Origin of the sequence: Mesorhizobium sp. M0698, assembly GCF_040320455.1 — a bacterium.
In the GTDB taxonomy this organism is placed as follows: domain Bacteria; phylum Pseudomonadota; class Alphaproteobacteria; order Rhizobiales; family Rhizobiaceae; genus Mesorhizobium.
In genome coordinates this window covers 1-22,020 of sequence record NZ_JAMYPQ010000023.1, presented here as the reverse complement: position 1 = coordinate 22,020, position 22,020 = coordinate 1, and the positions used below count along the sequence as shown (strand labels likewise).

Annotated in this window: 14 protein-coding genes and 6 pseudogenes; 11 read left to right on the top strand and 9 right to left on the bottom strand. The window is 57.2% G+C overall.

The window, feature by feature from the left end; genetic code table 11:
* Positions 1-2 precede the first annotated feature (2 nt).
* The 3 genes from sbnB to NKI16_RS29260 all read right to left on the bottom strand — a co-directional run bounded on the left by sbnB (position 3) and on the right by NKI16_RS29260 (position 3,331).
* Entirely contained in the window at positions 3-1,034 is a 1,032-nt protein-coding gene (gene sbnB / locus NKI16_RS29270; RefSeq protein ID WP_352924079.1) for a 2,3-diaminopropionate biosynthesis protein SbnB, read from the bottom strand.
* A gap of 10 nt (positions 1,035-1,044) precedes the next feature.
* Positions 1,045-2,031, bottom strand: a complete 987-nt coding sequence (gene sbnA / locus NKI16_RS29265; RefSeq protein ID WP_352924077.1) for a 2,3-diaminopropionate biosynthesis protein SbnA — start codon at positions 2,029-2,031, stop codon at positions 1,045-1,047.
* A gap of 313 nt (positions 2,032-2,344) precedes the next feature.
* A complete protein-coding gene (locus NKI16_RS29260) occupies positions 2,345-3,331 on the bottom strand; it encodes a D-alanine--D-alanine ligase family protein (RefSeq protein ID WP_352924075.1) in 987 nt (328 codons plus the stop codon).
* Between the two features lie 1,087 nt (positions 3,332-4,418).
* On the opposite strand from NKI16_RS29260, the pseudogene NKI16_RS29255 reads away from it, so the two are divergent.
* Both NKI16_RS29255 and NKI16_RS29250 read left to right on the top strand, forming a co-directional pair.
* Positions 4,419-4,986, top strand: a pseudogene (locus tag NKI16_RS29255) (IS110 family transposase); the annotation flags it as partial.
* Positions 4,974-5,421 (top strand): annotated as a pseudogene (locus NKI16_RS29250) (transposase); the annotation flags it as partial. The pseudogenes NKI16_RS29255 and NKI16_RS29250, both read left to right, overlap by 13 nt.
* A 475-nt stretch (positions 5,422-5,896) precedes the next feature.
* Here NKI16_RS29250 and NKI16_RS29245 read toward each other — a convergent pair.
* The 4 genes and pseudogenes from NKI16_RS29245 to NKI16_RS29230 form a co-directional block, all read right to left on the bottom strand.
* Entirely contained in the window at positions 5,897-6,511 is a 615-nt protein-coding gene (locus tag NKI16_RS29245) for a cysteine peptidase family C39 domain-containing protein (protein WP_502897633.1), read from the bottom strand.
* A gap of 458 nt (positions 6,512-6,969) precedes the next feature.
* On the bottom strand, positions 6,970-8,193 hold the full coding sequence (locus NKI16_RS29240; protein ID WP_352924071.1) for an ATP-grasp domain-containing protein: 1,224 nt from the start codon (positions 8,191-8,193) through the stop codon (positions 6,970-6,972).
* 813 nt (positions 8,194-9,006) lie between these two features.
* Positions 9,007-9,644 (bottom strand): annotated as a pseudogene (locus NKI16_RS29235) (transposase); the annotation flags it as partial.
* A gap of 103 nt (positions 9,645-9,747) precedes the next feature.
* Positions 9,748-10,073: pseudogene (locus NKI16_RS29230) on the bottom strand (IS30 family transposase); the annotation flags it as partial.
* Positions 10,074-10,381: 308 nt separating this feature from the next.
* Here NKI16_RS29230 and NKI16_RS29225 point away from each other — a divergent pair.
* The 7 genes and pseudogenes from NKI16_RS29225 to NKI16_RS29195 form a co-directional block, all read left to right on the top strand.
* Positions 10,382-11,980 (top strand): ABC transporter substrate-binding protein, encoded by a 1,599-nt coding sequence (locus NKI16_RS29225; RefSeq protein ID WP_352924069.1) that lies wholly within the window; start codon positions 10,382-10,384, stop codon positions 11,978-11,980.
* On the top strand, positions 11,980-12,921 hold the full coding sequence (locus tag NKI16_RS29220; protein WP_352924133.1) for an ABC transporter permease: 942 nt from the start codon (positions 11,980-11,982) through the stop codon (positions 12,919-12,921). Before NKI16_RS29225 ends, NKI16_RS29220 begins: the two co-directional genes overlap by 1 nt.
* 1 nt (position 12,922) lies before the next feature.
* Positions 12,923-13,804 carry an ABC transporter permease gene (locus NKI16_RS29215; RefSeq protein WP_352924067.1) on the top strand — a complete coding sequence of 294 codons (882 nt, stop codon included), beginning with the start codon at positions 12,923-12,925 and terminating at the stop codon, positions 13,802-13,804.
* Between the two features lies 1 nt (position 13,805).
* Positions 13,806-14,813 carry an ABC transporter ATP-binding protein gene (locus NKI16_RS29210; RefSeq protein ID WP_352924065.1) on the top strand — a complete coding sequence of 336 codons (1,008 nt, stop codon included), beginning with the start codon at positions 13,806-13,808 and terminating at the stop codon, positions 14,811-14,813.
* On the top strand, positions 14,810-15,847 hold the full coding sequence (locus tag NKI16_RS29205) for an ABC transporter ATP-binding protein (RefSeq protein ID WP_352924131.1): 1,038 nt from the start codon (positions 14,810-14,812) through the stop codon (positions 15,845-15,847). Before NKI16_RS29210 ends, NKI16_RS29205 begins: the two co-directional genes overlap by 4 nt.
* A gap of 390 nt (positions 15,848-16,237) precedes the next feature.
* Positions 16,238-17,731 (top strand): M81 family metallopeptidase, encoded by a 1,494-nt coding sequence (locus tag NKI16_RS29200; RefSeq protein ID WP_352924063.1) that lies wholly within the window; start codon positions 16,238-16,240, stop codon positions 17,729-17,731.
* Between the two features lie 251 nt (positions 17,732-17,982).
* Positions 17,983-18,069: pseudogene (locus NKI16_RS29195) on the top strand (IS6 family transposase); the annotation flags it as partial.
* A gap of 550 nt (positions 18,070-18,619) precedes the next feature.
* Here NKI16_RS29195 and NKI16_RS29190 read toward each other — a convergent pair.
* Positions 18,620-18,781, bottom strand: a pseudogene (locus NKI16_RS29190) (IS66 family transposase); the annotation flags it as partial.
* Between the two features lie 612 nt (positions 18,782-19,393).
* Between NKI16_RS29190 and NKI16_RS29185 the strand changes: the two are divergent.
* On the top strand, positions 19,394-19,591 hold the full coding sequence (locus tag NKI16_RS29185; protein ID WP_352924061.1) for a site-specific integrase: 198 nt from the start codon (positions 19,394-19,396) through the stop codon (positions 19,589-19,591).
* A 213-nt stretch (positions 19,592-19,804) separates the two neighbouring features.
* Positions 19,805-20,743: a porin gene (locus NKI16_RS29180; RefSeq protein WP_352924059.1), complete on the top strand. Its 939-nt coding sequence runs from the start codon at positions 19,805-19,807 to the stop codon at positions 20,741-20,743.
* Between the two features lie 999 nt (positions 20,744-21,742).
* Here the strand turns inward: NKI16_RS29180 and NKI16_RS29175 are convergent.
* Entirely contained in the window at positions 21,743-21,967 is a 225-nt protein-coding gene (locus tag NKI16_RS29175; RefSeq protein WP_352924058.1) for a hypothetical protein, read from the bottom strand.
* Positions 21,968-22,020 lie beyond the last annotated feature (53 nt).

Sequence of the window (22,020 nt, the reverse complement as noted above, 5' to 3'; positions counted from 1 at the left end):
CCTCATACTCGCGTAAGGTCATAGAAGAAATCAGGGATCTCAGTAGCCGACCCGTTGCGCACTGTCGCGTCGAGCACATACGATCCAACAGCGAGGTCGAGAATTCCCATTCCAAAGGGGGAAAAGATTATCGGCCGTGATCTATCGGGAGCGGGAGCGCCACAAAGAATAGCGGGCAGTGTCCATCCCACGAAGTCTCGGCGCCCGGTCTGTTGATGGGCCAAGTGGAGCGACGTGTTCGCCTTGAGGCAATGATCAACATCGTCGACCACATTGTGTGCCGAAAGAATAACTTCCGGAGAGAGGTCACGAAGCGACACATGAAGCACAAGTGGGTTATGCGAAAGCGCGGCTGGATCTGTTACGTAGGGGCTCGACGCAGAAGTCGTAAAAACAATTAGATCGGCGGTTCGGGCCAAGTCTGTTGCCGAAGCGTGTTTTTTTACGCATCCGACTGATTGTCCAAACCGGAGGGCAAACGCCTCTGCCGAATCCGCATCCATGTCGTTCAAGTGCAATTCTTCGAAGCGCCACCCGGTACGCAAGAAGAATTCCACAATATAGCGGGCGATGAAGCCTGTACCGACTATCCCGAGGCGGGGAGCAAAACGGCTGTGACCGTTTAGCCAAAGAGCTCCGAGCACCGCTGACGCCGCAGTACGCGCTGCGCTGATCACGCTCGCCTCAAGGCACGCCAGCGGATAGCCCGTGGATGGGTCGTTGAGAATCAGCGTAGCCGAAGCACGTGGTATGCCCCGCGACAGGTTATCGGGGAAGCTCGCAATCCACTTGATACCGGTTATGGATCGTCCGGGCTCTTCGATGTGTGCAGGAAGGGCTATTATGCGGTCTCGTTCTCTGTTCGGGAAGTATAAGAAATAACTGTCTGGATTGACGGTATTCTTCTGTTCGTGTGCCCTGTAGGCACCCTTTACCGTCTCTATAACAGTGTCTATAGAGGAGTAGATTGTCTCGTATGCGTTTCGCCCGGAGACAACGCGAAAGCATGGCACCGGTTTTGCCTTATAACTCATGATCATTTGGTTAGGCCTGCAAGGATTTAGAGGCTTGGAGCCCGGGGAAGTTCTGCTCGACCCACTGGTCATCGAAGATCGTATCGAGATACTTTGATCCGAGATCCGGTGAGATCGTAACGACCGTGCTGGTCTCAGCTATTCGGTCTCCGATCCGAGCAATTCCTGCGAGTACCGTGCCAGTGGAGCCGCCGACAAGGATACCTTGCCGCGCAAGCGCACGGCACATGGATATTGTCTCGGTTTCATCTATATGGATGACTTCGCTGGGAAGGGTAGGGTCAGTAATCTCCGGACAGCGGCTAGTACCAAGCCCTGGTATAAGCCGGCGAGCCGGGGGTGTTCCGAAGGTTACGGAGCCTTTCGCGTCGACCGCAACAATCCTGGTAAGGGGCGAATTACGATGGAAGTACCGAGCACATCCCATCAGCGTTCCGGTTGTCCCGGCACCAATCACCAGCCAATCGATTTTTGGGAAACAGCTCAAGATTTCTGGCCCGGTTATGTCATAATGCGCCTTCCAGTTGCTGGCGTTCGCATACTGGTTAACCCAGACTTTTGACGGATCCTCGGCACACATGGTCTTGATCAGTTCGATACGAGCGCCGAGATATCCCCCGTTCGCATCCTTGGTTGTGACAACTATCACCTCGGCTCCCAGAGCACGCATGGTCTTAATACTACTAGAAGCCGTATTTGCGTCACTGACACAGATAAAGCGATATCCGCGTGCTGCGGCGATCATGCTAAGTGCAATTCCAAGATTTCCGGATGATGACTCTACGAGTGTGCTTCCCGAAGTGAGAGTTCCTGCGCGCTCGAGATCATCGACGATTCGTATGGCGGCCTTCATTTTGACCGAACCCGCTGCATTTAGACCTTCGCATTTTACTATCACCGGTGCTCGCACGATGTTCTCGAGCGTGAAGAACAAGTTTGGCGGGACTAAATCTAGGATGGATCTGGCAACGCCCGAGAAAAAAGGTTGGTTGGACATAGGTGATTCTAAGCTGGTTTTTATATGGTTAGAAGGTGTCACAAGAATATCCTTCTAAATGATCACTGCCGCAGGGCATCTTGATCGATGATTTCGTTAAATTTCCTTGATTGATTTGTTTAACTCGGCTTGAGGGCGCGAATCTCCAGATCTCTGCGAGGAACATAGCGAATTGCAAAACAGGTCAGTAGGACGAATTCCGAACGCTGCATTTTCCGCGATGAGGCTGAAGCGGACCCACGTGTCGACCTTTTTTGCGCTATTAGCTGGCGTGCGCTGCTGCAGTGTGCTGGATATCCCTTGAACATTGGTCTCATTTTAGCTGCCCAGGAATTTGCACAGCAGTGGTCAGTGTGAGGAGATCTTCGAACGAGAACCGCGATTGGAAGGAGTGTGCCACATTGCTGCCAGGGTACAGTCCTGGGATGGTGTTAGCTTCGAGATAGACGGGGGCGCCGTCGCTATAGATAAAGTCGAAGCGCACAAGCCCTTTGCAGTTCAGCTGCCTATAAAGCCTGAGGGCATCATTGCGGATACGTTCTGCTGCCGGTCTATGGAGTATCCTGGGTGTGGCACGCTCATCGACCAATTTCAGCTTTAGCCGGTCGTCGTAGAATCGCCAGCCGTCTGGAAGGTCGAACAGTACAGCATCGCCTATAATAAGCTCTGGGCCACCTTGAAAGATGCCGACGGTGCCGAATGGCCCTTCGATAAATTCTTCAAGGCGCCATCTGGAGCGGTCAGCGGGTTCGATTCTGGCAATCGCCTCTGCGGCTGCAGCCTGGCCATCCAGCATCTTGATTCCTAGACTGTCCCCCTCGTCAATAGGTTTGAGGACCAGTATCCGCGCTTGCTGGAGTTCGCGCGGCCAGGACCGAGGATCTCCCAGGGTTGTTACTAGGCAGCCATGTGGGACCGGATACCCCGAATCTCGGAGCAACGAGACAAAGATCTCTTTGTTCATTCCGATTGCGGAGGGCAGGGTGGATGGCCCGGAGTAAGGAACGCGTAAGATGTCAAAGAACCCCTGTATCGTACCGTCTTCGCCTCCCGCGCCATAGACAACATTTAGTACGAAATCGCATTGGCGAGCGGCGCGGAGCAGGTGGTCTACATCGTTAGGGTCAACAACTTCAACTGAACGGCAAAGTTTTTGAAGATACGGCACTAATGCATCCCTCGTTGTAAGTGAACTCCCGCGCTCAGTTGATGAGCCTCCTGCGAGAAGAAGGAGGCGCGTGTTCGAAAGAACCTGACGTGCGGCAGAGAGCATTGCGGCGTCATGCATATTGTCATCCATATTGTCATTCTCCTTGAATGCAAGCCCGGACCGAGTACTCGTCTGCGCGGCATCGTCGACCTACAAGCCCAAGTGTTTTGTTGAACATCTCGGCCCGGAGCCGGCGCCGTCCTTCACTAGGCTGAGCTAAGAGACTGAAAGAGCGCTCCCGGCTTCAGAGATGGCGGTGCTGCCCCGACGTGTTGCTTTCCTTCCGTTCCGACGATCGCGGTTCCCCGCGATACGAATGTCCGTCGGCAGCCCTGCCGCCTCACAACAAAGGCAGCAAAAGTCGTTCCAACTGCGCAGAAGAGGCTCAGAGAGAAGTTTTTAATGTACTTCAATGCCTTAGACAGTGCAGTAGGAGCCCCAGCCCAACACCATCGTGTCGCTGACTCAACACGCCCGCCATTTGTCGGTTGTCGAACATCTTCCCAGGGATAGCTGACAGGACCTCGGTGGGTAGTGGCGATCAGACCTGATGTAGTGGCGGCCCCGGCTCTTCAAGGTGCCATAGTGTGGCTGTCACAAGCAAAGCCGCCCCGCTACAGATTTCAGCGAGCAGAGCGTCAGCTTCAACGCAAGCCGATCAATATAACGGTCGATGTTGCCCTTCAGCACCGCTTCGTTCGAGTTGCCAAGCCAGGAACTGTCGAGCTGAACCCACGAGACGCGTCGATGCTGGCTGGGCAAAGCCACGCTCCTCGTTAAGCCAAGTCTCGTATTCGTTGCAGATCGTGAATCGCAGTGCATCGGCGGCGCAGGTCGCTTTCGTGGCTGGTAGCCACTGCCCCTGCACAACCCGAAGCAGTGCGTGAATGGTCGCACACGGAATCTGGTGCCAGCGCGGACCGGGACGTCGACCACGACGCTGCCGGAACAGGGCGACCGAATCGCGCAGATATCGCTCCACTTGGGATTCGGTCACATCCGAGACCAGGATATATCGCCGCGCAAGATGATCGAGGAACCCGCAATAAACTCATTAGATGGGGTATTCGGCTTGCGCCCCTTCTTCAACGGTGATGCAGGAAGGTGCTGCGCTTCGAGCTGATGATAAAACGTGGTCTGTCCAAACAGCCACAAGCATCAGGAAAGGAAGCGCAGCATGAAGCACTTTATCGGTTTCGATGTCGCGGTAAAAGAAACCGCCGTTTGCATCGTTGATGAATCCGGCAGGATCTGCCGCGAGGTGAAGGTCGTCAGCCACCCTGACGATCTCCTCGCCGTCCTGAAGGATCCTGCCTTGAACATTGAACGGGTTGGCCTCGAGGCCGGGCCCTTGTCGCAATGGCTTTTCGAGGGACTGGCGAGCGCCGGGTTGCCGGTCATCTGCATCGAGACGCGCCATGTGAGAGCGTTCCTGAAGGCGCAGCCGAACAAGACGGATCGCAACGACGCGCGCGGCATCGCGCAGATGATGCGGGTCAACTTGTACCGCCCGGTGCACCGCTGACGAGCCAGATGCGGCGAGCACTCTTGACAACCCGCAAGCTGCTGCAGGGAAAGGCGATCGCCATCGAGAACGACATCCGCGGTCTTCTGCGCAACTTCGGCTCAAGGTCGGTGTTGTGGGAACGGTGAAGTTCGAGGAGCGCATTCGCGAGCTCGTCGAAGGCATGCCCAATCTCGAAGAGATCATGGAGCCGCTGCTTGCCGCCCGGCGGAAGCTGCGCGCCGGCCTGCGCGGCGGTGCGACGGCCGGCTTCTTCCGGTGAAGAGCGAAGAGCAGCAGAGTGTGCTGATGCTGCATCGAGTCGAGAGCTCCGGATCGGCAGCCGGCAACGCTGGTCAACGCCTTGCACGGCCAACTTGGCTGAGTTCGGAACCGTTACGCGCCAGCGCATTATTGCGTCGAGATGATAATTGAACTCGAGTATAATGAGAAAACAAGTTCATCCCACCGCTCGCCCGAATTTCGCTTAGCCCCTTGGTCCAGCAGCTACGGGCGGCGTATGAGAAGGTCATTGCCCTGGATCGTCAGATCCACGCTTGGCACGGCTCGAATGAATTCTGCCGGCAACTGGGAGACAATACTTGGAACTGGCCCGTTCACCGCAAGTGCGATCGCGGCGACGGTTACAGACGGGTCGCTGTTCAGATCCGGGAGAGATAGTCGGCTGCGTGGGTAAGGCCGCCAGCGCAGCGTCATGCGGAATAATTTGTCACTAAACACCTTGCTGGTTACTGGCAGCCCTGCGGACCTTAGCAACTGTTTCGCGATGTCCTGGTCCAGCGGGTCGCCGAACCGAGAATGCTGTAACTGACGAGCGGCACACCTCGACGTCTGCAAGGCCCCTGCACGGAGCCATCTTCCCCCATCGAGCCATACAGATTTCTCCGGGGCCGCTTATGTTGCCGTGTGGTAGCCGCGTCCATGTGCCCGCGTCCGCCAGGGACGGGATAACCTCTTCCGGTTGATGGTGTAGCGAGCGCTGCAATGCTCATCCGCACACAACCATTGTCCTCGCAGGTGACAAAGAGCGGAAAGGCGTGGTATTTAGCTGGCTCCAGAGCCTGCATGACTCGTTGCAAAAGCACCGAAATGTACTCCGTAAAGCGCCTTAAGAAGGGCTTTGTGTAAGATCAGAAGCCGATCGCGACGCCGCGTTTTGCAAAAAAGCGCTCGAAGCTGGCGTGCGATAGCGTCACGCCGGCCTGACTCGTCTTGTCATGACCAGATGGGTTGTGGAAGCGGATGGCCTCGGAAGACGCTGCTGTCACCAGCACCAGATGCCCACCTTTGGATGGCGGCTCTTGCTCTGGCCAGCGAATCGAGTGATGCACAGAGGCCATGAAAAACTGCCGCCTTGAGAGAGACTGGGGAAGGGCGACAGTTTCGAGATTCGTCATCACTTCTGCTTCCAACCCGAAACGCTCGGTGATGAACGTGACGAAGGGCGCGTAGATAAGCCCCTTGATCGAGGCATCAAGCTCGTTGATGACATAGCCACCATAGGTCGTGCAGGCGCGCGCGAGGCTGAGTGTTGGGTGTAGTTCGCCGCGCGCCGCAAGGATCATCTTCAGGCAGGCCATGCCGCAAACGTTGCCAGCCCAGCGCACATATTCCTCAATCGTCTCCGCACCGGAATTGCGCCACACGGGGTCATGCTGCAGGACCGATGGTCCGTCCACCAGTACTGGCAATGTCATTGCCGGCGTTTCCCATTGGGAGAAATAAGGGACGGTGAGCCCAGCCATTTTCATATGCGATTACCCTGACCGAGGTATCAAAGCACTCAAAATTACGTCGTTCTCTTGTTCCGGAGATGGCGGCAACCCAAAGCTAACACATGGCCGTCGGACCGTCAGGCAAATGGGGCCGGCGAGCTCCGCCACCGATGCGCATGCTGCATCAGGGTTCAGGTCCGCTCGCGGTCTGCCGCATACAAGTCTGCCGCGCGACCTCCGCGCCTGGCTCCGGCGAGCTCGCCTAAAGGGTATCTTTAGTCAGCATTTGGCCCCGGCGGAAACGGCTGGACCCGGCAAAGTCCTGCCGCCAGTGCTCGTGAGCGTCAATGACAAAGTCGCATGGCGTTGGCTGCAGCCACCCTTGACCGTCACCGGCGCAGCGAAAGCTCTACCGCATGCTTACATCTTCCATCTCCGTCGACGATCACCTCTTACCGGACGCCATCTTTGCTGGTGCGGCCTGCAGATTATTCGGCAGCGGTCGGAAATGGCGTAATCGACCAATCGATTAAGTCGACGGCACGCTGAAGGATCATTTTAGTCTCAGCAAGGCTAGATGAAACGGCGATAACATATCCCAGAGAGTCTCGGTAATCGCCTTTTCTGACAATCGGCACTTTGGGTTCCTTAGATTTGACCTCCACGACACCTGGTACCGCAGCCGCGCGGCTGCCGCCATCCATCCGTTCGAGGATGCCATCGCGATCAGCATTTAGCGACCGCTGGACCACACCCTTCGAATGCCTTTTGCGCAAATCCCATTCTTCGCCGATGACAAGCTTGATATGAGCAGTGATGAGATCGACACCGTAAGCCAGCTGAACGAGTTTAGAATCCCCGCTCGCCATACGTGGATTGACTTCAATGACGACCGGGCCACGCTTTGTCCATCGGAATTCAATGTTCGTTGGCCCCCAGCCAAGGTCGAGAGCTCGCAAACAGCTCAGCGAAACATCGGTGATATGTTTATACTCGTCCTCAATTAGGGGGGCAGGAAACGCGTATTCATGAAAGACGAAATGCGGTGGGGGGCCAAACTCAGCGGCGGCAATCGCAATGACCTCGTCTCCCATTATGTTAGCGCAGTAGTGTGGGCCTTGTGCGAATTCTTCGACCAGCATCCTCGGCGACGACCGCCAAATGTGCTTGCCGCCCAACAGATAGGTCGTATGTTCGGCCAACTCGTCGACGTCGCGGCATAATCTGACGCCGTAGCTGCCGTTGCCGACGGCTGGCTTCAGAATTACCGGCAGGCCGATCTCCGCGGCAGCGTGTTCTACGTCCTTTGCATCCGCTGCCAAGCGATAGGCAGGTATTGGAACGCCGGCCTCGGCGAGGAGCTGACGTTGAGTGAATTTTTCGCAGCATCGTTCAATGGATGCGGGGTTCGGTCCCGGCAGATCGAAATGCCGGCAGAGCTTGCCTGCTGTCGCATAAACCGCCTCCCTGGCGCTCGTAATGCCAGCAATGTCATAAATCGCGCTTAGCCGGGAACATTCTCGGATCAGCGCATCGAGATTGTTTGTATCAACACAGATTGCCTCAACCCTTGCCGCCGCAAGATTGTCGTACTGAACTGGGTCGGCCGACAGGGTTATTGGGTGCAGACCAAGACTCTGGGCCGCGAGGACGTATGGCAGACAAGCCTCTTGCGTAGTGCCTTCAAGCAGGATGAGCGCTCTTGTTGCCATTGCTGTTACCTCAACGTTGCGTGCAGTGTGGCGGCCTGTGCGTAGATTGGCCGGCTTTTTCGGCCGTGCCTCACCTTAGACCTTGCGGTGAACGTATCATTGTCAGCGATTTGCGCTCGCAAAGATTCTGTAAAGTTATTTGAAGGATCTGTTGGGCGCGAGAGTCTCAATGAATTTCGGAGGGGTTGCGAGTTCAAGGGACACCAGTCTGACCTGTAAGAGTTCAAACTCTGACAGAGGGCGACATAGGCTACTCTAAAAGCGTGCCGGGGTGTGAAGAAGCGCTCGGCACCAGCCCCCGTGACTGTGCCGGCGATAGCAAAATCGCTTCCTTCGCATTTTGCGCGCCATGGCCCGCCGGAGCGCATCGTCATTGGCGGATTCAGACAGACCGAGAGGCCATCGTCTCCCAAGGCGTGAAGCCTGCCTGGTCGATAAAGAAGGGAATTGAGTATCGCTCGCGGCCCGAGGTATTCACCAAGGAGGTGCGGTCACCAGTTCTGAGCCCACCACGCTGGCGGATCAGGTCGGCTCTGTGCCGCACGCGCTGATCGACGTTATGTCTTTGCTGCTAAGCTGTGCACGATGGCGGCCCCAGCCGATCCTGGCGAGCGGCAAAGGCCAGTATCGGTTCAGCTAAGCCCAGGTCCTAACTTCTCGCCCAATGGCGAACCGTGGCTGACTGCGCTTACAGTTGCGGACATTACCCGGCATCGTCATACACCCTAACACGATCGCCGAATTCCCATCCGTCAATGTGACGATTCTGCGTATGTCTCTCCGCAACGGTTGTGTCCGAAGCTGGACATGCGGCTTCCAGGCGATGCGGGCGATCTTGTTGGCGAGCACCACCGCCTCCAGCTTCGGTTTCTTCCTTTGCAGTAGTTCGGCGAGCCGTCGGGAAGCATAGCTGCTTCGAGCTGCTCTGACGTGCTGAAGAAGAGCAGTCGCGTCAACGATCAATATGCTCCTCAGCATTTCGTCCCCACGCGCGTGATGACGCCCAGTCTGACCTTGCCTCCGGTCGAATGTCGTTGGGCGGGAGCTTTATCTAGCCGGCAAAATCGTGACCCAGACTTGGACGTTCAGGAATCTGGGATCTTCATCATCAAAAGCGATGGGCTGACCGGTCACGCGCGGAATTTCGGCCAGGCGCCTGCTGCATTGACCGGAGCGATGCAACGAGGGCAGTTTTTCATCGACGCTTTCGTGAATCTTTCTCGACGCCGATCAGCATCAACGCCGCTTGCTAAGCCGCGGTCTTCACCGGCATGAGCCGCATGGCGGGTGGCTCATTGCGTCATGCAAAACTTCCGCTTCCGCCGCGTCGTTCTTGCCGCGTTTCACACAAGGCTTCGCCAACTGGGAGGCGCGATCAATATCACCTCATGACCAACGAACTTAACAGCCTTGCCCAAATGATAAGCGCCGAAACAGAATTCGAGTGCCACGCCGTTGCTTAATGCTAGCGCCTTCCGGCCTACCCTGTTCACCATTTTGATTGTCGTACCCTAGGCGGATTCAAACGGTCGTCGCAACACCGATTGTGTTCACTCATCGCAGCAACTCGTCAAGCGCTTCTGTGGGCGTTTTCCAGCCGAGGGTCTTTCTCGGTCGGGCATTGAGGGCACCGCTGCTACAGCGGCAATCTCGTTGGCGCTGGGATGCTCAAGTCGGTCCCCTTTTGGGAAGTACTGACGCAGCAGCCCATTGGTGTTCTCGTTTGTGCCCCGCTGCCATGAGCGTCGCGGATCGCAGAAGTAGACCTGGACGCCCGCATCAATCGTGAGACAATCGTGCTGCGCCATTTCTGCTCCCTGACCCCAAGTAAGCGAATGGCGCAGTTCTTCAGGCAAGGTGATGATGGTGCGGGTAATTGCGTTTGAATCCGCCCAATTCTGCGTCCTTTTTATGTTTAGGCCCTCATCCGCCGTCATTTGGCAGTGTGCAAAAAAGTCGCCTGAGGCTTTACTTTAATTCGGTTGCAGGCCCACCGCCTGCTGCCTAATCTTCCAATCGTTAAAGCTAATGTGACGCGGTCCCGCGCCAGGGCCGGGTTCAACGTTACGGCGCCGGGTTCAACGTTACGGCAGGTGCTCGACGAGGGTCCCACCGACGACATCAGATTGCAGAAAACTGCTTCACAAAGGCGCGATCGTTTGCCCACAAACAAAAGGGGAATTGAAGCATGGCAATCTCTCGACGCAACCTCATCAAGGTAGGCTTGGCCGCTGGAGCGGCGATGTCTGCCCCATCTGTCCTGCGGGCGCAGGCAGCAGCTCCGCGAACTCTGCGGATGGTAAAAGGAATCGACCTGCGCGTCTTCGATCCGATCTGGACGACGACGAACATCACCGCCGATCACGGCTTGGCAATTTACGACACGCTGTTCTCGGTCGACTCCAAGTTTATGCCTCAGCCGCAAATGGTCGGCAGGTGGGGCGTTTCCGACGACAAGAAGACGTATACATTCGAACTGCGGGATGGCCTCGGTTGGCACGACGGCACCCCTGTCACCGCGGCGGACTGTGTCGCCTCCATGCGGCGCTGGGGCCAAGTCGCTCCTGGTGGGCAGTTGATCATGGGGCGGGCCAGCGATATCTCGAAAAAGGACGACAAGACCTTCACCATTACGCTCAAAGAGCCGCTGGGGCTTTTGATAGATATCTTGGCGGATGTGACGCCGCCGTGCCTGTTTATCATGCGCGAGAAGGACGCCAGTCGCCCCGCGACTGATCAGGTCACCACGAATGTCGGATCTGGTCCGTTCAGGTTCAATGAAGCTCTTGTCAGGCCGGGCTCAAGTTACACTTACGACCGCAATGAACAGTACGTACCACGCAGTGAACCGTTCGACGGACTGGCCGGCGGTAAGATTGTGAAGGTCGATCGCGTCATCTGGGATAATATCGCTGATGTGCAGACTGCATTCGCGGCTCTGCAGGCGGCCGAGATTGACTACTGGGAGGTGCCTGCGGCGGACCTTTACCCAGTAATCGAGGGCGATCCCAATCTTGCACTTCAGGTTCTGAGCAAGTCGGGATCAGACGCGTACGTCCGTTTGAATTGCTTGCAACCGCCATTCAACAACGTGAAAGCCCGTCAGGCGATCCTTCACCTGATCGATCAGGAGGCGTTCATGAGGATCATGGCGCCGAACTATGGCCGTCCGGTTATTTCGATATTTAGCAATGATAACCTTGTATCTAACAACGAAAATACTGGGTGGTACAAGAAAGGCGGCGATCCCGAAAAGGCCAGGCAGCTGTTCAAGGAGGCCGGTTATGCCGGCGAGAAGGTCGTCATTCTCGATCCGACTGATTGGCACGAGGCTGACAATGCCTCGCAGTTTCTAGCGGCGGAATTACGCAAAATCGGCATCAATGCCGAGCTTGCGCCGAGTGACTGGGGCGGCGTTAGCACGCGCCGGGCGAAAAAGGACTCCGTCGAGAATGGCGGCTGGAGCATGTTTATCTCGACCCAAGTTGCTTATTCCTTCGGCAATCCGCTCATAAGTCCGGGAATGCTCGCGAGCGGCGACAAGGCTTGGTACGGCTGGCCGAAAAACGACGAATATGAGGGGCTGCGGGCCAAATGGGCGGATGTCGAAACGCTCGAAGAGCGCAAGGCACTGGCGCGCAAGATGCAAGCAATCTGGTGGGACTTCGTCGGCGATGTGAAGTTGGGAAATTATGTCGGACCGATCGCGCGCCGCAAGACCCTTACAGGCATCATCGGCATGCCCCAGCTCATTCCCATGTGGAACGTGCAGAAAGCATCCGCCTGATGGCGGCTTACCTCCTACGCAGGTTTGTTTCGACCATCGCCGTCATGGCGATGGTCGGGATGTTCGTTTTCCTGCTTCTCAGGCTGGCGCCTGGCGATCCGGCGGCCATGATGGCTGGCAGGTCGGCCACGGCGGAGATGATCGCCGGCATCCGCAAAACCCTGGGTTTGAACGATCCTATGCCGGTTCAGTTCATCCGTTGGGTGCGGGACATGCTCGGCGGCGATTTTGGCATCTCGATCTTTTCCGGACGACCGGTTCTCGAGCTCATCTCGCAGCGGCTGGAACCGACCCTTTCCCTGTCGATCCTGACGATGATCCTTTCGGTGTCGGTAGGGGTCTCTGTCGGCATCCTTGCCGCGTGGCGAACTGGCGGCCTTGTCGACCGCCTCCTCGCGGCCTTTTCGGCAATTGGTTATTCCGTCCCGGTCTTTGTCATCGGCTTTTTTTTCATATACTTCTTCGCCATCAGGACACATTGGCTACCGGTGCAGGGGTACATCCCGATCGACGACGGTCTCGGGCCTTGGTTTGTGCATCTGATCCTTCCCAGCGTGGCTCTTGGTCTTGCCTATATCGCATTCATTGCCCGGGTCACGCGGGCTAGCATGCTGGAAGTCTTATCGGAAGACTATATGCGGACGGCCGCTGCCAAAGGCGCTTCATCATATGCCTTGCTTTTCCATCATGCGTTGAAGAATGCCGGCGTCCCGATCCTGACCGTGATAGGCATAAGCTTCGCCTATCTGATCGGCGGGGTTGTCCTCACGGAAACGGTGTTCAACATCCCCGGTATCGGTCGTCTGGTCGTGGATGCGATCAATAACCGCGACTATCCTATCATCCAGAGCGTTCTCATCCTGACTTCGGCTCTGTATGTCCTTATCAATCTCGCGGTCGATCTGGCTTATACGCTGATTGATCCCCGAATCCGGTACTGATATGACGCTCATCTCCGCACCAGTTGAAGCGGTGCCGATGGGTCGGCTGCAGCTATCTGATGTTCCCCGTCTGGCAAGGCGGCACCCCCTGGTTTTGATAGGCGGCGGCCTCCTGGTGCTCCTGATCATTCTGGCGATCGCTGCCCCGCTTTACGCTGGCGATCCATCGGAAATGGATCCATTTACGCGCCTTCAGCCGCCTTCGGCCGAGATGTGGTTCGGAAGCGATAATCTGGGCCGTGACGTCTTTGCGCGAACGGTGTTCGGCGCCCGAATCTCTCTCATGGTCGGATTGATATCCGCGTTGGGCGCGGCTCTTGCCGGGCTTCTGATCGGTGTTGTAGCCGGCTACAGCCGCAGCTTCGACAACGTCGTCATGCGGGTCATGGACGGCCTGATGTCGATCCCGACGATTCTGCTGGCGATTGCGCTCATTTCTCTGACAGGACCCGGAATCGGCATCCTCATCGTCGCCATCGCGATCCCAGAGACGCCAGCCGTCTCGCGGCTGGTTCGTTCGGTGGTTCTGGGTGTTCGCGAACGTCCCTACGTGGAGGCCGCACTCTGCGGCGGTGCGCGCCTGCCCAAGGTGCTGTGGCGGCATATCCTGCCGAGCACCTTTCCTGCGCTGATGGTCCAGGGAGCTACTGTCTGCGCCAGTGCGATCCTGACAGAGGCGGGACTGAGCTTCCTCGGCGTGGGCGTGCCGCCCGACATTCCGAGCTGGGGCAACATGATCGCCAGTTCGCGCCTGTATCTTTCCATCGCCCCATTGACGATCTTCGCCCCAGGTATCTGCCTTGCCGTCACGGTCCTTGCCGTCAACCTGCTCGGGGATGGCCTGCGCGACCTGTTCGACCCCCGCTCAAAGCGGAGGCGTTGACATGCTGATGCAAAAAACCGCAGAAGATGACGTGCTTCTCGACGTTCGAGACCTTGAGACGCACTTTCACGGCGAAGAGAGCGTCACCCGCGCCCTGGGCGGCATAAGCTTTCAGGTCAAGAAAGGCGAGACGCTCGGCATCGTCGGCGAATCGGGATGCGGGAAGAGCGTCACCGCCCTCTCCATCCTTCGCCTGCTTCCGAAGCTGGCCGCCAGGACTGTCGGCGGCGAGGTCCGCTTTCACGGACGCGACCTCCTTGAGCTGTCCGATCGGGAGATGCGACAGATCCGCGGCGACCAGATCGCCATGATTTTCCAAGAGCCGATGACGAGCCTGAACCCGGTTTACACGGTCGGTCTCCAGATTGCTGAGGCGGTTCAGATACACACCAATGCCTCGCGGTCGGTTGCGCTGGCAAAGGCCGAAGAGATGCTGCGTCTTGTCCGCATCTCGGACCCCGAGCGTCGCGTCAACAACTATCCCCACGAAATGTCGGGCGGCATGCGCCAGCGCGCCATGATCGCGATGGCTCTTGCCTGCTCACCGGAACTATTGATCGCCGACGAGCCAACTACTGCGCTTGACGTCACCATCCAGGCGCAGATCCTGCGGCTCATCGTTGACCTGAAAGAGCGCACGGGAACGGCCGTGATGTTCATCACGCACGATCTGGGCGTTGTAGCCGAGACATGCCAACGCGTGATCGTGATGTATGCTGGCCGTATCGTAGAACAAGCGAACGCAATAGATCTGTTCGCGCGTCCCGCGCATCCCTACACCCAGGGCCTCATGCGATCGGTCCCTGACCGGCGGCGCGGCCGGCAGCACCGGCTTCCAGAAATTCCCGGCATTGTGCCAAGCCTACGCGAGCCTATTGTCGGGTGCAGCTTTGCGCCTCGCTGCCCGTTCGCGATAGATATTTGCCGCGAGAAGACACCCATTCTTGATGATGTCACGCCGGGCCACGCCGCGGCTTGCTGGCGCGCCGAAGAGGTGATGGGCGCATGAACGGTCCTCTGCTGAAAGTCGAGAATCTGACCAAGCATTATCCGCTTGGCTCGGGAATCCTGAAGAAGACCATTCCGGTGGTCCGGGCGGTGGAGGATGTATCCTTTTCGGTCGAGGCGGGCGAGACACTCTGCATTGTCGGCGAATCCGGCTGCGGCAAGTCAACCGTCGCGCGGCTTTTGATGCGACTGGTGGAGCCGACGGGCGGGCGCGTGCTGATCGACGGGACCGACATTGCGGGTCTCAAAAAGGACGCGCTTCGGGATTGGCGCCGTCGGATGCAGATGGTCTTTCAAGATCCTTACTCGTCGCTGAATCCGCGCCTTACCGCCGGACAGATCATCACCGAACCCGTCGAGAATTTTGAGTGCCTCAGCCGCAAGCAGCGCCAGGCACTTGCTGCGGACCTTCTCCAGAAGGTCGGAATGTCGCCCGATATGATGCACAGGCTTCCGTCCGAGTTGTCGGGCGGTCAGCGGCAGCGGCTCGGTATCGCGCGGGCGCTGGCCCTCCAGCCTTCGCTCATCATCCTCGACGAAGCGGTGTCCGCCCTTGACGTATCCGTGCAGGCACAGATCTTGAATCTGCTTTTGGATCTGCAGCAGCAGATGGGCATGGCCTTCGTCTTTATCTCACATGACCTTGGCGTCGTAGAGCATATTGGCCATCGCGTCGCGGTCATGTATCTAGGGCGGATCGTGGAGCTATCGCCCTGCGAGGCGCTCTTCGCCAAGCCGGTCCATCCATATACCGAGGCACTGATCGCCGCGGCCCCCGTGCCGGATCCCACCCGAGTTCGGCTGGAGGCGCCGGTGGAGGGCGAGGTGCCAAGCCCTATCAATCCGCCGAGCGGGTGCGCGTTCCACCCGCGCTGCCCGCTCGCTGTCGAGCGTTGCCGCATCGACGTGCCGGCCTTGGTACCGATGCCAGACGGGTGCGTCGTGGCCTGTCATGTGCGCGCTCCAGCGACAGACACTCCAGGCCAGCTGGCTGAAGCGGCGAATGCCACGACCGCGATAGTTTCGGCAGTCTAGTAAACAGTCAACATATTGAGAAGCAATGAAAGAAAATTCACACGAGAACAGTTTTCATCCAACCCCGCAGGCGGACGACTACGATACTCGATTGCAACGAACGTGGGACAATTCACGATGGTCGCAGTTGCGGACCCTCTTTTCACGCGGCGAGTGAGCCAATACCCGAACTGGCCGATCATGCCCATGCCGAGGTTTTCGATTGGCCTGATGGTGGGCAGGTCGGCCTGTTCCGTTTAGTGCGGCAGCAGCGGTGTAACCAATCCCGACGAGATCGATGCCTTGACGGGGGGTATGCCGTTCTCGACGCCGACCGACTTAAGCCTCTAGATCGCATCCATACTGGGTCGCGGTCAGCAATTTTCGCATTGACCAAATAGGAGCTTCATTATGTCCTACAATGTTCTCACCGCCGTATTCGGCCACGAGACCAATACCTTCAACAAGTATCCCACGGACTATGATGCCTTCGCGAGGTATTCCATTTACTTCGGCGACGATGCCATCAAGAAGTATGGCCAAGCCAACACGGAGCTGGCTGGTTTTTGCGACTGCGCGCGCGACTACGGCTGGAAACAAACGCATGTTCTCAGCGCTGGCGCCGAACCGGGAGGTGTTGTAACTCGGGACGCTTTTGATCGCTTGGGCGGGGCCATCACTAACGCCGCAGGTGAACACAAGGAGAAGCTCGATGGCATCCTGCTTGCGCTTCATGGCGCCATGGTCACCGACTTTTGCGAGGATGGGGAAGGCGAGCTTCTGGCGCGACTACGGGCAGTGGTCGGACCGGATAAGCCCATTGCGATCACTCTCGATCCTCATGGGAACGTGACGCAGAAGATGTGCGAGCTTGCAGATATAGTGGTATCTTACAAGACTTATCCCCATATAGATATGCGCGAGATCGGCCGACAAGCCGGCGCAATTCTTCATAGGACTATGAAGGGAGAAATTCGACCACGCACCCTGCGCGTGCACCGTCCGATGTTGTCAGAAGTGAATGGCGGGCGCAGCGATGTCGGTCCGATGGTCGAGTGGATAGCGAAATCCATAACCTATGAGCAAGAACCCGGCGTTCTCGCCGTCAGCATCAATGCTGGGTTCGCATATGCTGACATCCGTGAGATAGGTCCGACGGTCACAGTCACCTATGACCGCAATGAGGATAAGCATCGAGCCTTCGCTGAAGCGATCGCTGATGATATATGGAAAAAGCGTTTTGATGTAATAAACTCTTATCTTTCGGTCGAGGAGGCAGCGAAGATCGCCAAAGCATACCAGCGCCATACAGGCCCTCTAATCATCGCGGACTATGCTGACAATCCCGGGGCTGGAGCTTATGGCGATTCGACCAATCTGTTGAAGGCGATGATAGAGGCCGGAATCGCTGATGCCGCGTTTGGACCGATAGTTGATGCAGAAACAGCCAAGCAGTTGCATGGCCACGGCGTGGGTGACCGCGTGCTGGTAGAACTGGGCGGCAAGTTCGATCCGCGCTTCGGAGGGGGGCCCTTGGAACTCGAAGGCGAGGTCTGCCTTACAAGCGATGGTTCCTATACTTGCGACGGTGCGATGTACGGCGGATTGAGTTTTTCCTGGGGTGAAACTGCAGTCTTGCGCGTCGGGCGAATCGAAATTCTCGTGGTGAGCGAGCCAACACAGATATTGGACCTACAGCAATTCCGTACCTTTGGCATCGATCCTGCTGCAAAGGCCGTAGTCGGCCTGAAATCAATGCAGCATTTCAGGGCCGCTTTCGAGCCTATTGCCGGTAAGGTAATTGTCTGTGATAGTGGGGCTCTTAGCACACCGAATTGGGAAAAACTCGCTTATCGAAACGTGCCTCGGCCAATCTTCCCACTCGACCGAGAAATGACTGTCTGAGTAAGAAAGTTACGGGTGTGCTGGTGCGATGTCGAGAGCACATGATCACACGATCTGGTCAAATCGCGTAAGTCGGATAGCACTTTAACTAAACTATTGTAGGACTTGAGTGAATGTTCCTGCGATGAATACTGCTCATCCAGCGGTACGACCGCAGCGTGGGACAAGGGCGACTGATGTGGATGTGTTGGATCGTTTCGATTGGCGGAGCTATGGCAGACGCTTTCGACATTTTTCGAAAGGACTAGACGTTCAAGGGCCGCCAGTTCGACCAGTCAGTAATCCTGCTTTGCGTATGCTGGGTACCGGCCTACAATCTCAGCCTGCGTGATTTTGAGGCGCCTCCCTGCGTTCCAAGCCGATAGCATTCTCATCCTCATTAACGCAAGGCTCGCCGTTTTGATTGTCGCCGCAACCGGTGCCAAATGCTTGATGGGGTGATAGATGGGGCCAGCAGGACAGGTCTTCCCACCCTTCAGGCCATCGTCGGTTAGACCTCTGTCCAGCAGCTGGGCTTCGTCGCCATTTGATGGCTGCCACCCTTCAGTGGTAGGCAGGCATCTTATAAGGGTTGTTTGTCTCTATTCGCAGCGGTGGCGTCAGATTGGTCGTTCAAGGCAAATCTAGCGTGCTCAAGAGCTGCCAGGAATGCAATGATTTCGAAAGCTGCTTCGGCCCGGAAGATAGTTAAAGCCGCCTTGCGTGGATCCAGACAGGATCTCGCTGGACCGGCGCGGTTGCTTTGCTCAAAGTGACGAGCCGCCCTGGCCTTGATCGCTGTCAAGCCAAGAGCGTTTTGCACGCGTCGTTGCACGGAGGAGGGGATGTTCATGCCTCGCGACATTCTGTGACCGTACCGCGCGCAACGTCGATGCCGGTCTCCTTCAGCTGGACGTAAGCGGGCAGCTGATGCCGTTCAGCGCCGGTAATTCCATGGCATGAGGGCGTTTGCAACGTGGTCTCATCGGTAAAGACCCGCTCACCCTGCTTGATGCGGGCCAGTGCGTACTCGGCGAGCGGCTCGAGCTCGAAGCCGACCTTGCCCATCCACAGCCTGGTGGCGGGCATATCGGCATATAGCCTCCTGGCGGTAAGATGTTGCGCACCAACTTATGCTGCGGAGGCTACCGGTTCTCCCTAAATTTCAGGCGATTCCAGGCAATCTCCGCAACATAATTTTCTGAAGCACATCCGATGTCTTGATCCAGGCGCCAACAACAAGGAGACTTGGGTTATGTTTGATGTTTTCTTTAGCCGACCGTCTGCGATCGCACGGTATCATTCCGCTCCATTGCTCAGGGAGCGCTCCTCTATCTTACCTTGTTGCTCTTCCTCTACAACACCGGGGCGCGGGTCTCGGAGGCGAAGATTGCAGGTCGCAAATCTCCAGGTTGGCCGGCACCGCGACGATCATGCGCTCGCCACCCTTTGCGGCAAGGGCGGCAAAATCCGGCAATGCTCACTGTGGCCACGCACGGAAAAACGCGCTTGGCGAACTCGTTCGAGGACGCGCAAACGGTGACCCCGTCTTCGTCAGCCGCCATCGAAAGCGCTATACGCGGTTCGGTGTCTATCGGCTGGTCGAGCGATGCGCGGTGCGCGTACCAACGCTTCCCGCAAGAGCAATCACGCCGCATGTGATCCGTCTAAGGCGCCTGTCATGTGCTGCAGGCAGGTGTCGACCTTAACACCATACGCGCATGGCTCGGACACGTCAGCCTTGAGACCACCAACATGTATGCCGAAATCGATCTCGAGATGAAGGCGAAAGCGATGGCGCTGTGCGATGCAGCGGCTTCGGGGCCAGACCGGCCTTGGAAGGAGGACAAGGGTGTGATGGCGTTCCTGAATGCAATTTGACTTCAGAAAATTATGTTGCGGAGATTGCCTGGAATCGCCTGAAATTTAGGCAGAACCGGAGCCTTCCCAGCATAATTCCGTGCGCAACATCTTACCGTTTATGTTGTAATCAACATAAACGGTAGAGCGTACCTCTCCGGTGAGGCTTTCAATTATCCACATCGTCGGCTTTATCCAATGGAGATGCCGAAGGCTATGTCGTGCAAACGGGTCATGCCGCGGTATGAGGGTGCGCGGACCCACGATGTGCAGGACGGCAGGGACCAGGCCACCTGGCGCAAGAACGCCCGCTTCGACCTGAAGACCTGGACCGGTCAGGAAACCGAGCTAGGCACTCTGAAGACCTACACCGAAATCCGCTTCAACTTCGGCAGCCGCAACGCTTATTCGGGCCCGGACAGCCCCCAGAACTATGCCTTCAACAAGGGCGTCACATTGAACTTCGCCTGGATCCAGCTCGGCGGTCTGCGCGTCGGTAAGGACGAATCGGCCTTCGATGCGTTCATCGGCTACGCCGGCAACGTCATCCAGGATACGCTGGTTCCCTACGGCGACTTCGACACCAATGTCGTCCAGTACTACTTCGATGCCGGCAATGGCTTCTCGGCCGTGGTCTCGCTTGAAGAAGGCTCCGGCGTCAAGGGCACGATCGACAGCTATGTGCCGCATATTGTCGGCGGCGTGAAGTACACGCAGGGCTGGGGTGCGATCACCGGCGTCGTTGCCTATGATAGCAATTATGAAGAAGTGGCCGGCAAGGTTCGCCTGGACGTGAGAGCCAGCGACGCGCTGTCGCTCTTCGCCATGGCCGGCTACGGCACCGACGACAACCTCACGGACCCGACCTCGGCAATCCCGGCCGGCGGCCGCGGCTTCTACAAGCAGTGGGGCGGCAACTGGGCAGTCTGGGGCGGCGGCACCTACAAGTTCAACGAGAAGACCTCGTTTAACGCCCAGCTCTCCTATGACGAATGGAAGAACTTTGGCGTCGCGGCGAACGTCGCCTACGACATCGTCCCCGGCCTGACGATCACGGCCGAAGTCGACTACCTGCATGCAGGCAAGTTCGATGACGCCGACTTCTCGAACTGGACGAATGCCGACAAGAAGGACAGCGTCGGCGGCGTCCTCCGCTTCAAGCGCTCCTTCTAACGGATCGAACCATTAAACCACAGCGCCCGCAGCATACGACTGCGTGCGCTGGACTTGCGCGTCCAGCGTGCGCGCTAAGCGGGATTCCCCAAAAACTCCCGAGGTGCTTTAGGTCCGTACCTCCCGGATCGAAGCGTGCCGCCGATGCGAAGGGCGCCCCTGACCCAAGGCGCCCTTCATTCTAGGCATACCCATTGATGTGATTCCGCCCAAGTGGCGACGAAGGGGAGGAGTGGCGTACTTAAGACCTACCCGCGTAGGCTGACGTCAGCCGGCGCAGCTCGATCGTTCATTTTGGCCGTCTGAAGGAGCGTGGCGATGGTCGCCTAAGTTGTGGCTGCCCGCGAAAAGGCCTGTTGTTTCTTGTGATTGTTTGCCGAATTGCCCGCTCGACAGTATTGGAATCGATCTAGATCCGCCCTTCGGTCAGTTAGCATTCAAGGGCGGCCCGTCTGGAGATGGCGTAGCGGGATCGCCTCGGCGAACTTGGACATTCCCGGGGCTTCGTTCAATCGTAAGCGCCACGCCGCTCCCCTCGTGCGGCGCATGAGGTGAATGTGCGAAGAATCCCCCGGATCGCGAGAGACGGAGGGCCTACGTGGGAGCAGACGGCAAAATGGACGTCCATTTGGACGTCCCAACGGCTGGCTACGCAGGCCGGCTCGAGGTTCTGGATGGTCCAACGGGACGGCGGGTTCGCTCGGAGGCCGAGAGAGCCCGGATTTGCGGTCGAGTGCCTGATGCCGGGGGGTCGGAATGCTGGTAGTTCAAGGCTAACCCCGGTAGCGAGGCGGGAGCTTCTATGTAGACATATTCATTTGGAATGCAGAGCCGGCCATCGCCGAAATTAGGCGCCACAGATTGTACGCGCTGTTGCTTGCAGCAAGCGTGTAGAAATTTCCACAGTTCCATGTCACGCATCCATATTTGAGATGCGCAGACAATGCTGTTGGTACATCATCCAAACGTCCGTCGAGGTTCATTTGTTTCAGAATGATTTCATTTTTTCCATTTTATATCATCTGGATTGAAGAAACGCGCTTTATGTCCGTGATCTTTCTGCAGCTCACGACGTAAGTATTCATCAGCGACAGCTTGCTTGAATTTTTCCAGGAAGAGAAACACCTCGTCGTCTTTCAAATGACGTGTCACAAAGCTGGCGCTCGACGCCATCCGACATTCTGTCAGCTTCGTTAGGTCTGCGACGCAGGCTTGTTTGGCCAATTTCTTATTTCGCCTCAGGCCAAATAGCTGAAGCAGTCACAAAAGATGTTTTT

Excerpts from the sequence above, each read along its gene's own strand:
- sbnB (WP_352924079.1), bottom strand. The coding sequence starts at position 1,034 with ATGAGTTATAAGGCAAAACCGGTGCCATGCTTTCGCGTTGTCTCCGGG.
- sbnA (WP_352924077.1), bottom strand. The coding sequence starts at position 2,031 with ATGTCCAACCAACCTTTTTTCTCGGGCGTTGCCAGATCCATCCTAGAT.
- NKI16_RS29260 (WP_352924075.1), bottom strand. The coding sequence starts at position 3,331 with ATGGATGACAATATGCATGACGCCGCAATGCTCTCTGCCGCACGTCAG.
- NKI16_RS29245 (WP_502897633.1), bottom strand. The coding sequence starts at position 6,511 with ATGGCTGGGCTCACCGTCCCTTATTTCTCCCAATGGGAAACGCCGGCA.
- NKI16_RS29240 (WP_352924071.1), bottom strand. The coding sequence starts at position 8,193 with ATGGCAACAAGAGCGCTCATCCTGCTTGAAGGCACTACGCAAGAGGCT.
- NKI16_RS29225 (WP_352924069.1), top strand. The coding sequence starts at position 10,382 with ATGGCAATCTCTCGACGCAACCTCATCAAGGTAGGCTTGGCCGCTGGA.
- NKI16_RS29220 (WP_352924133.1), top strand. The coding sequence starts at position 11,980 with ATGGCGGCTTACCTCCTACGCAGGTTTGTTTCGACCATCGCCGTCATG.
- NKI16_RS29215 (WP_352924067.1), top strand. The coding sequence starts at position 12,923 with ATGACGCTCATCTCCGCACCAGTTGAAGCGGTGCCGATGGGTCGGCTG.
- NKI16_RS29210 (WP_352924065.1), top strand. The coding sequence starts at position 13,806 with ATGCTGATGCAAAAAACCGCAGAAGATGACGTGCTTCTCGACGTTCGA.
- NKI16_RS29205 (WP_352924131.1), top strand. The coding sequence starts at position 14,810 with ATGAACGGTCCTCTGCTGAAAGTCGAGAATCTGACCAAGCATTATCCG.
- NKI16_RS29200 (WP_352924063.1), top strand. The coding sequence starts at position 16,238 with ATGTCCTACAATGTTCTCACCGCCGTATTCGGCCACGAGACCAATACC.
- NKI16_RS29180 (WP_352924059.1), top strand. The coding sequence starts at position 19,805 with ATGCCGCGGTATGAGGGTGCGCGGACCCACGATGTGCAGGACGGCAGG.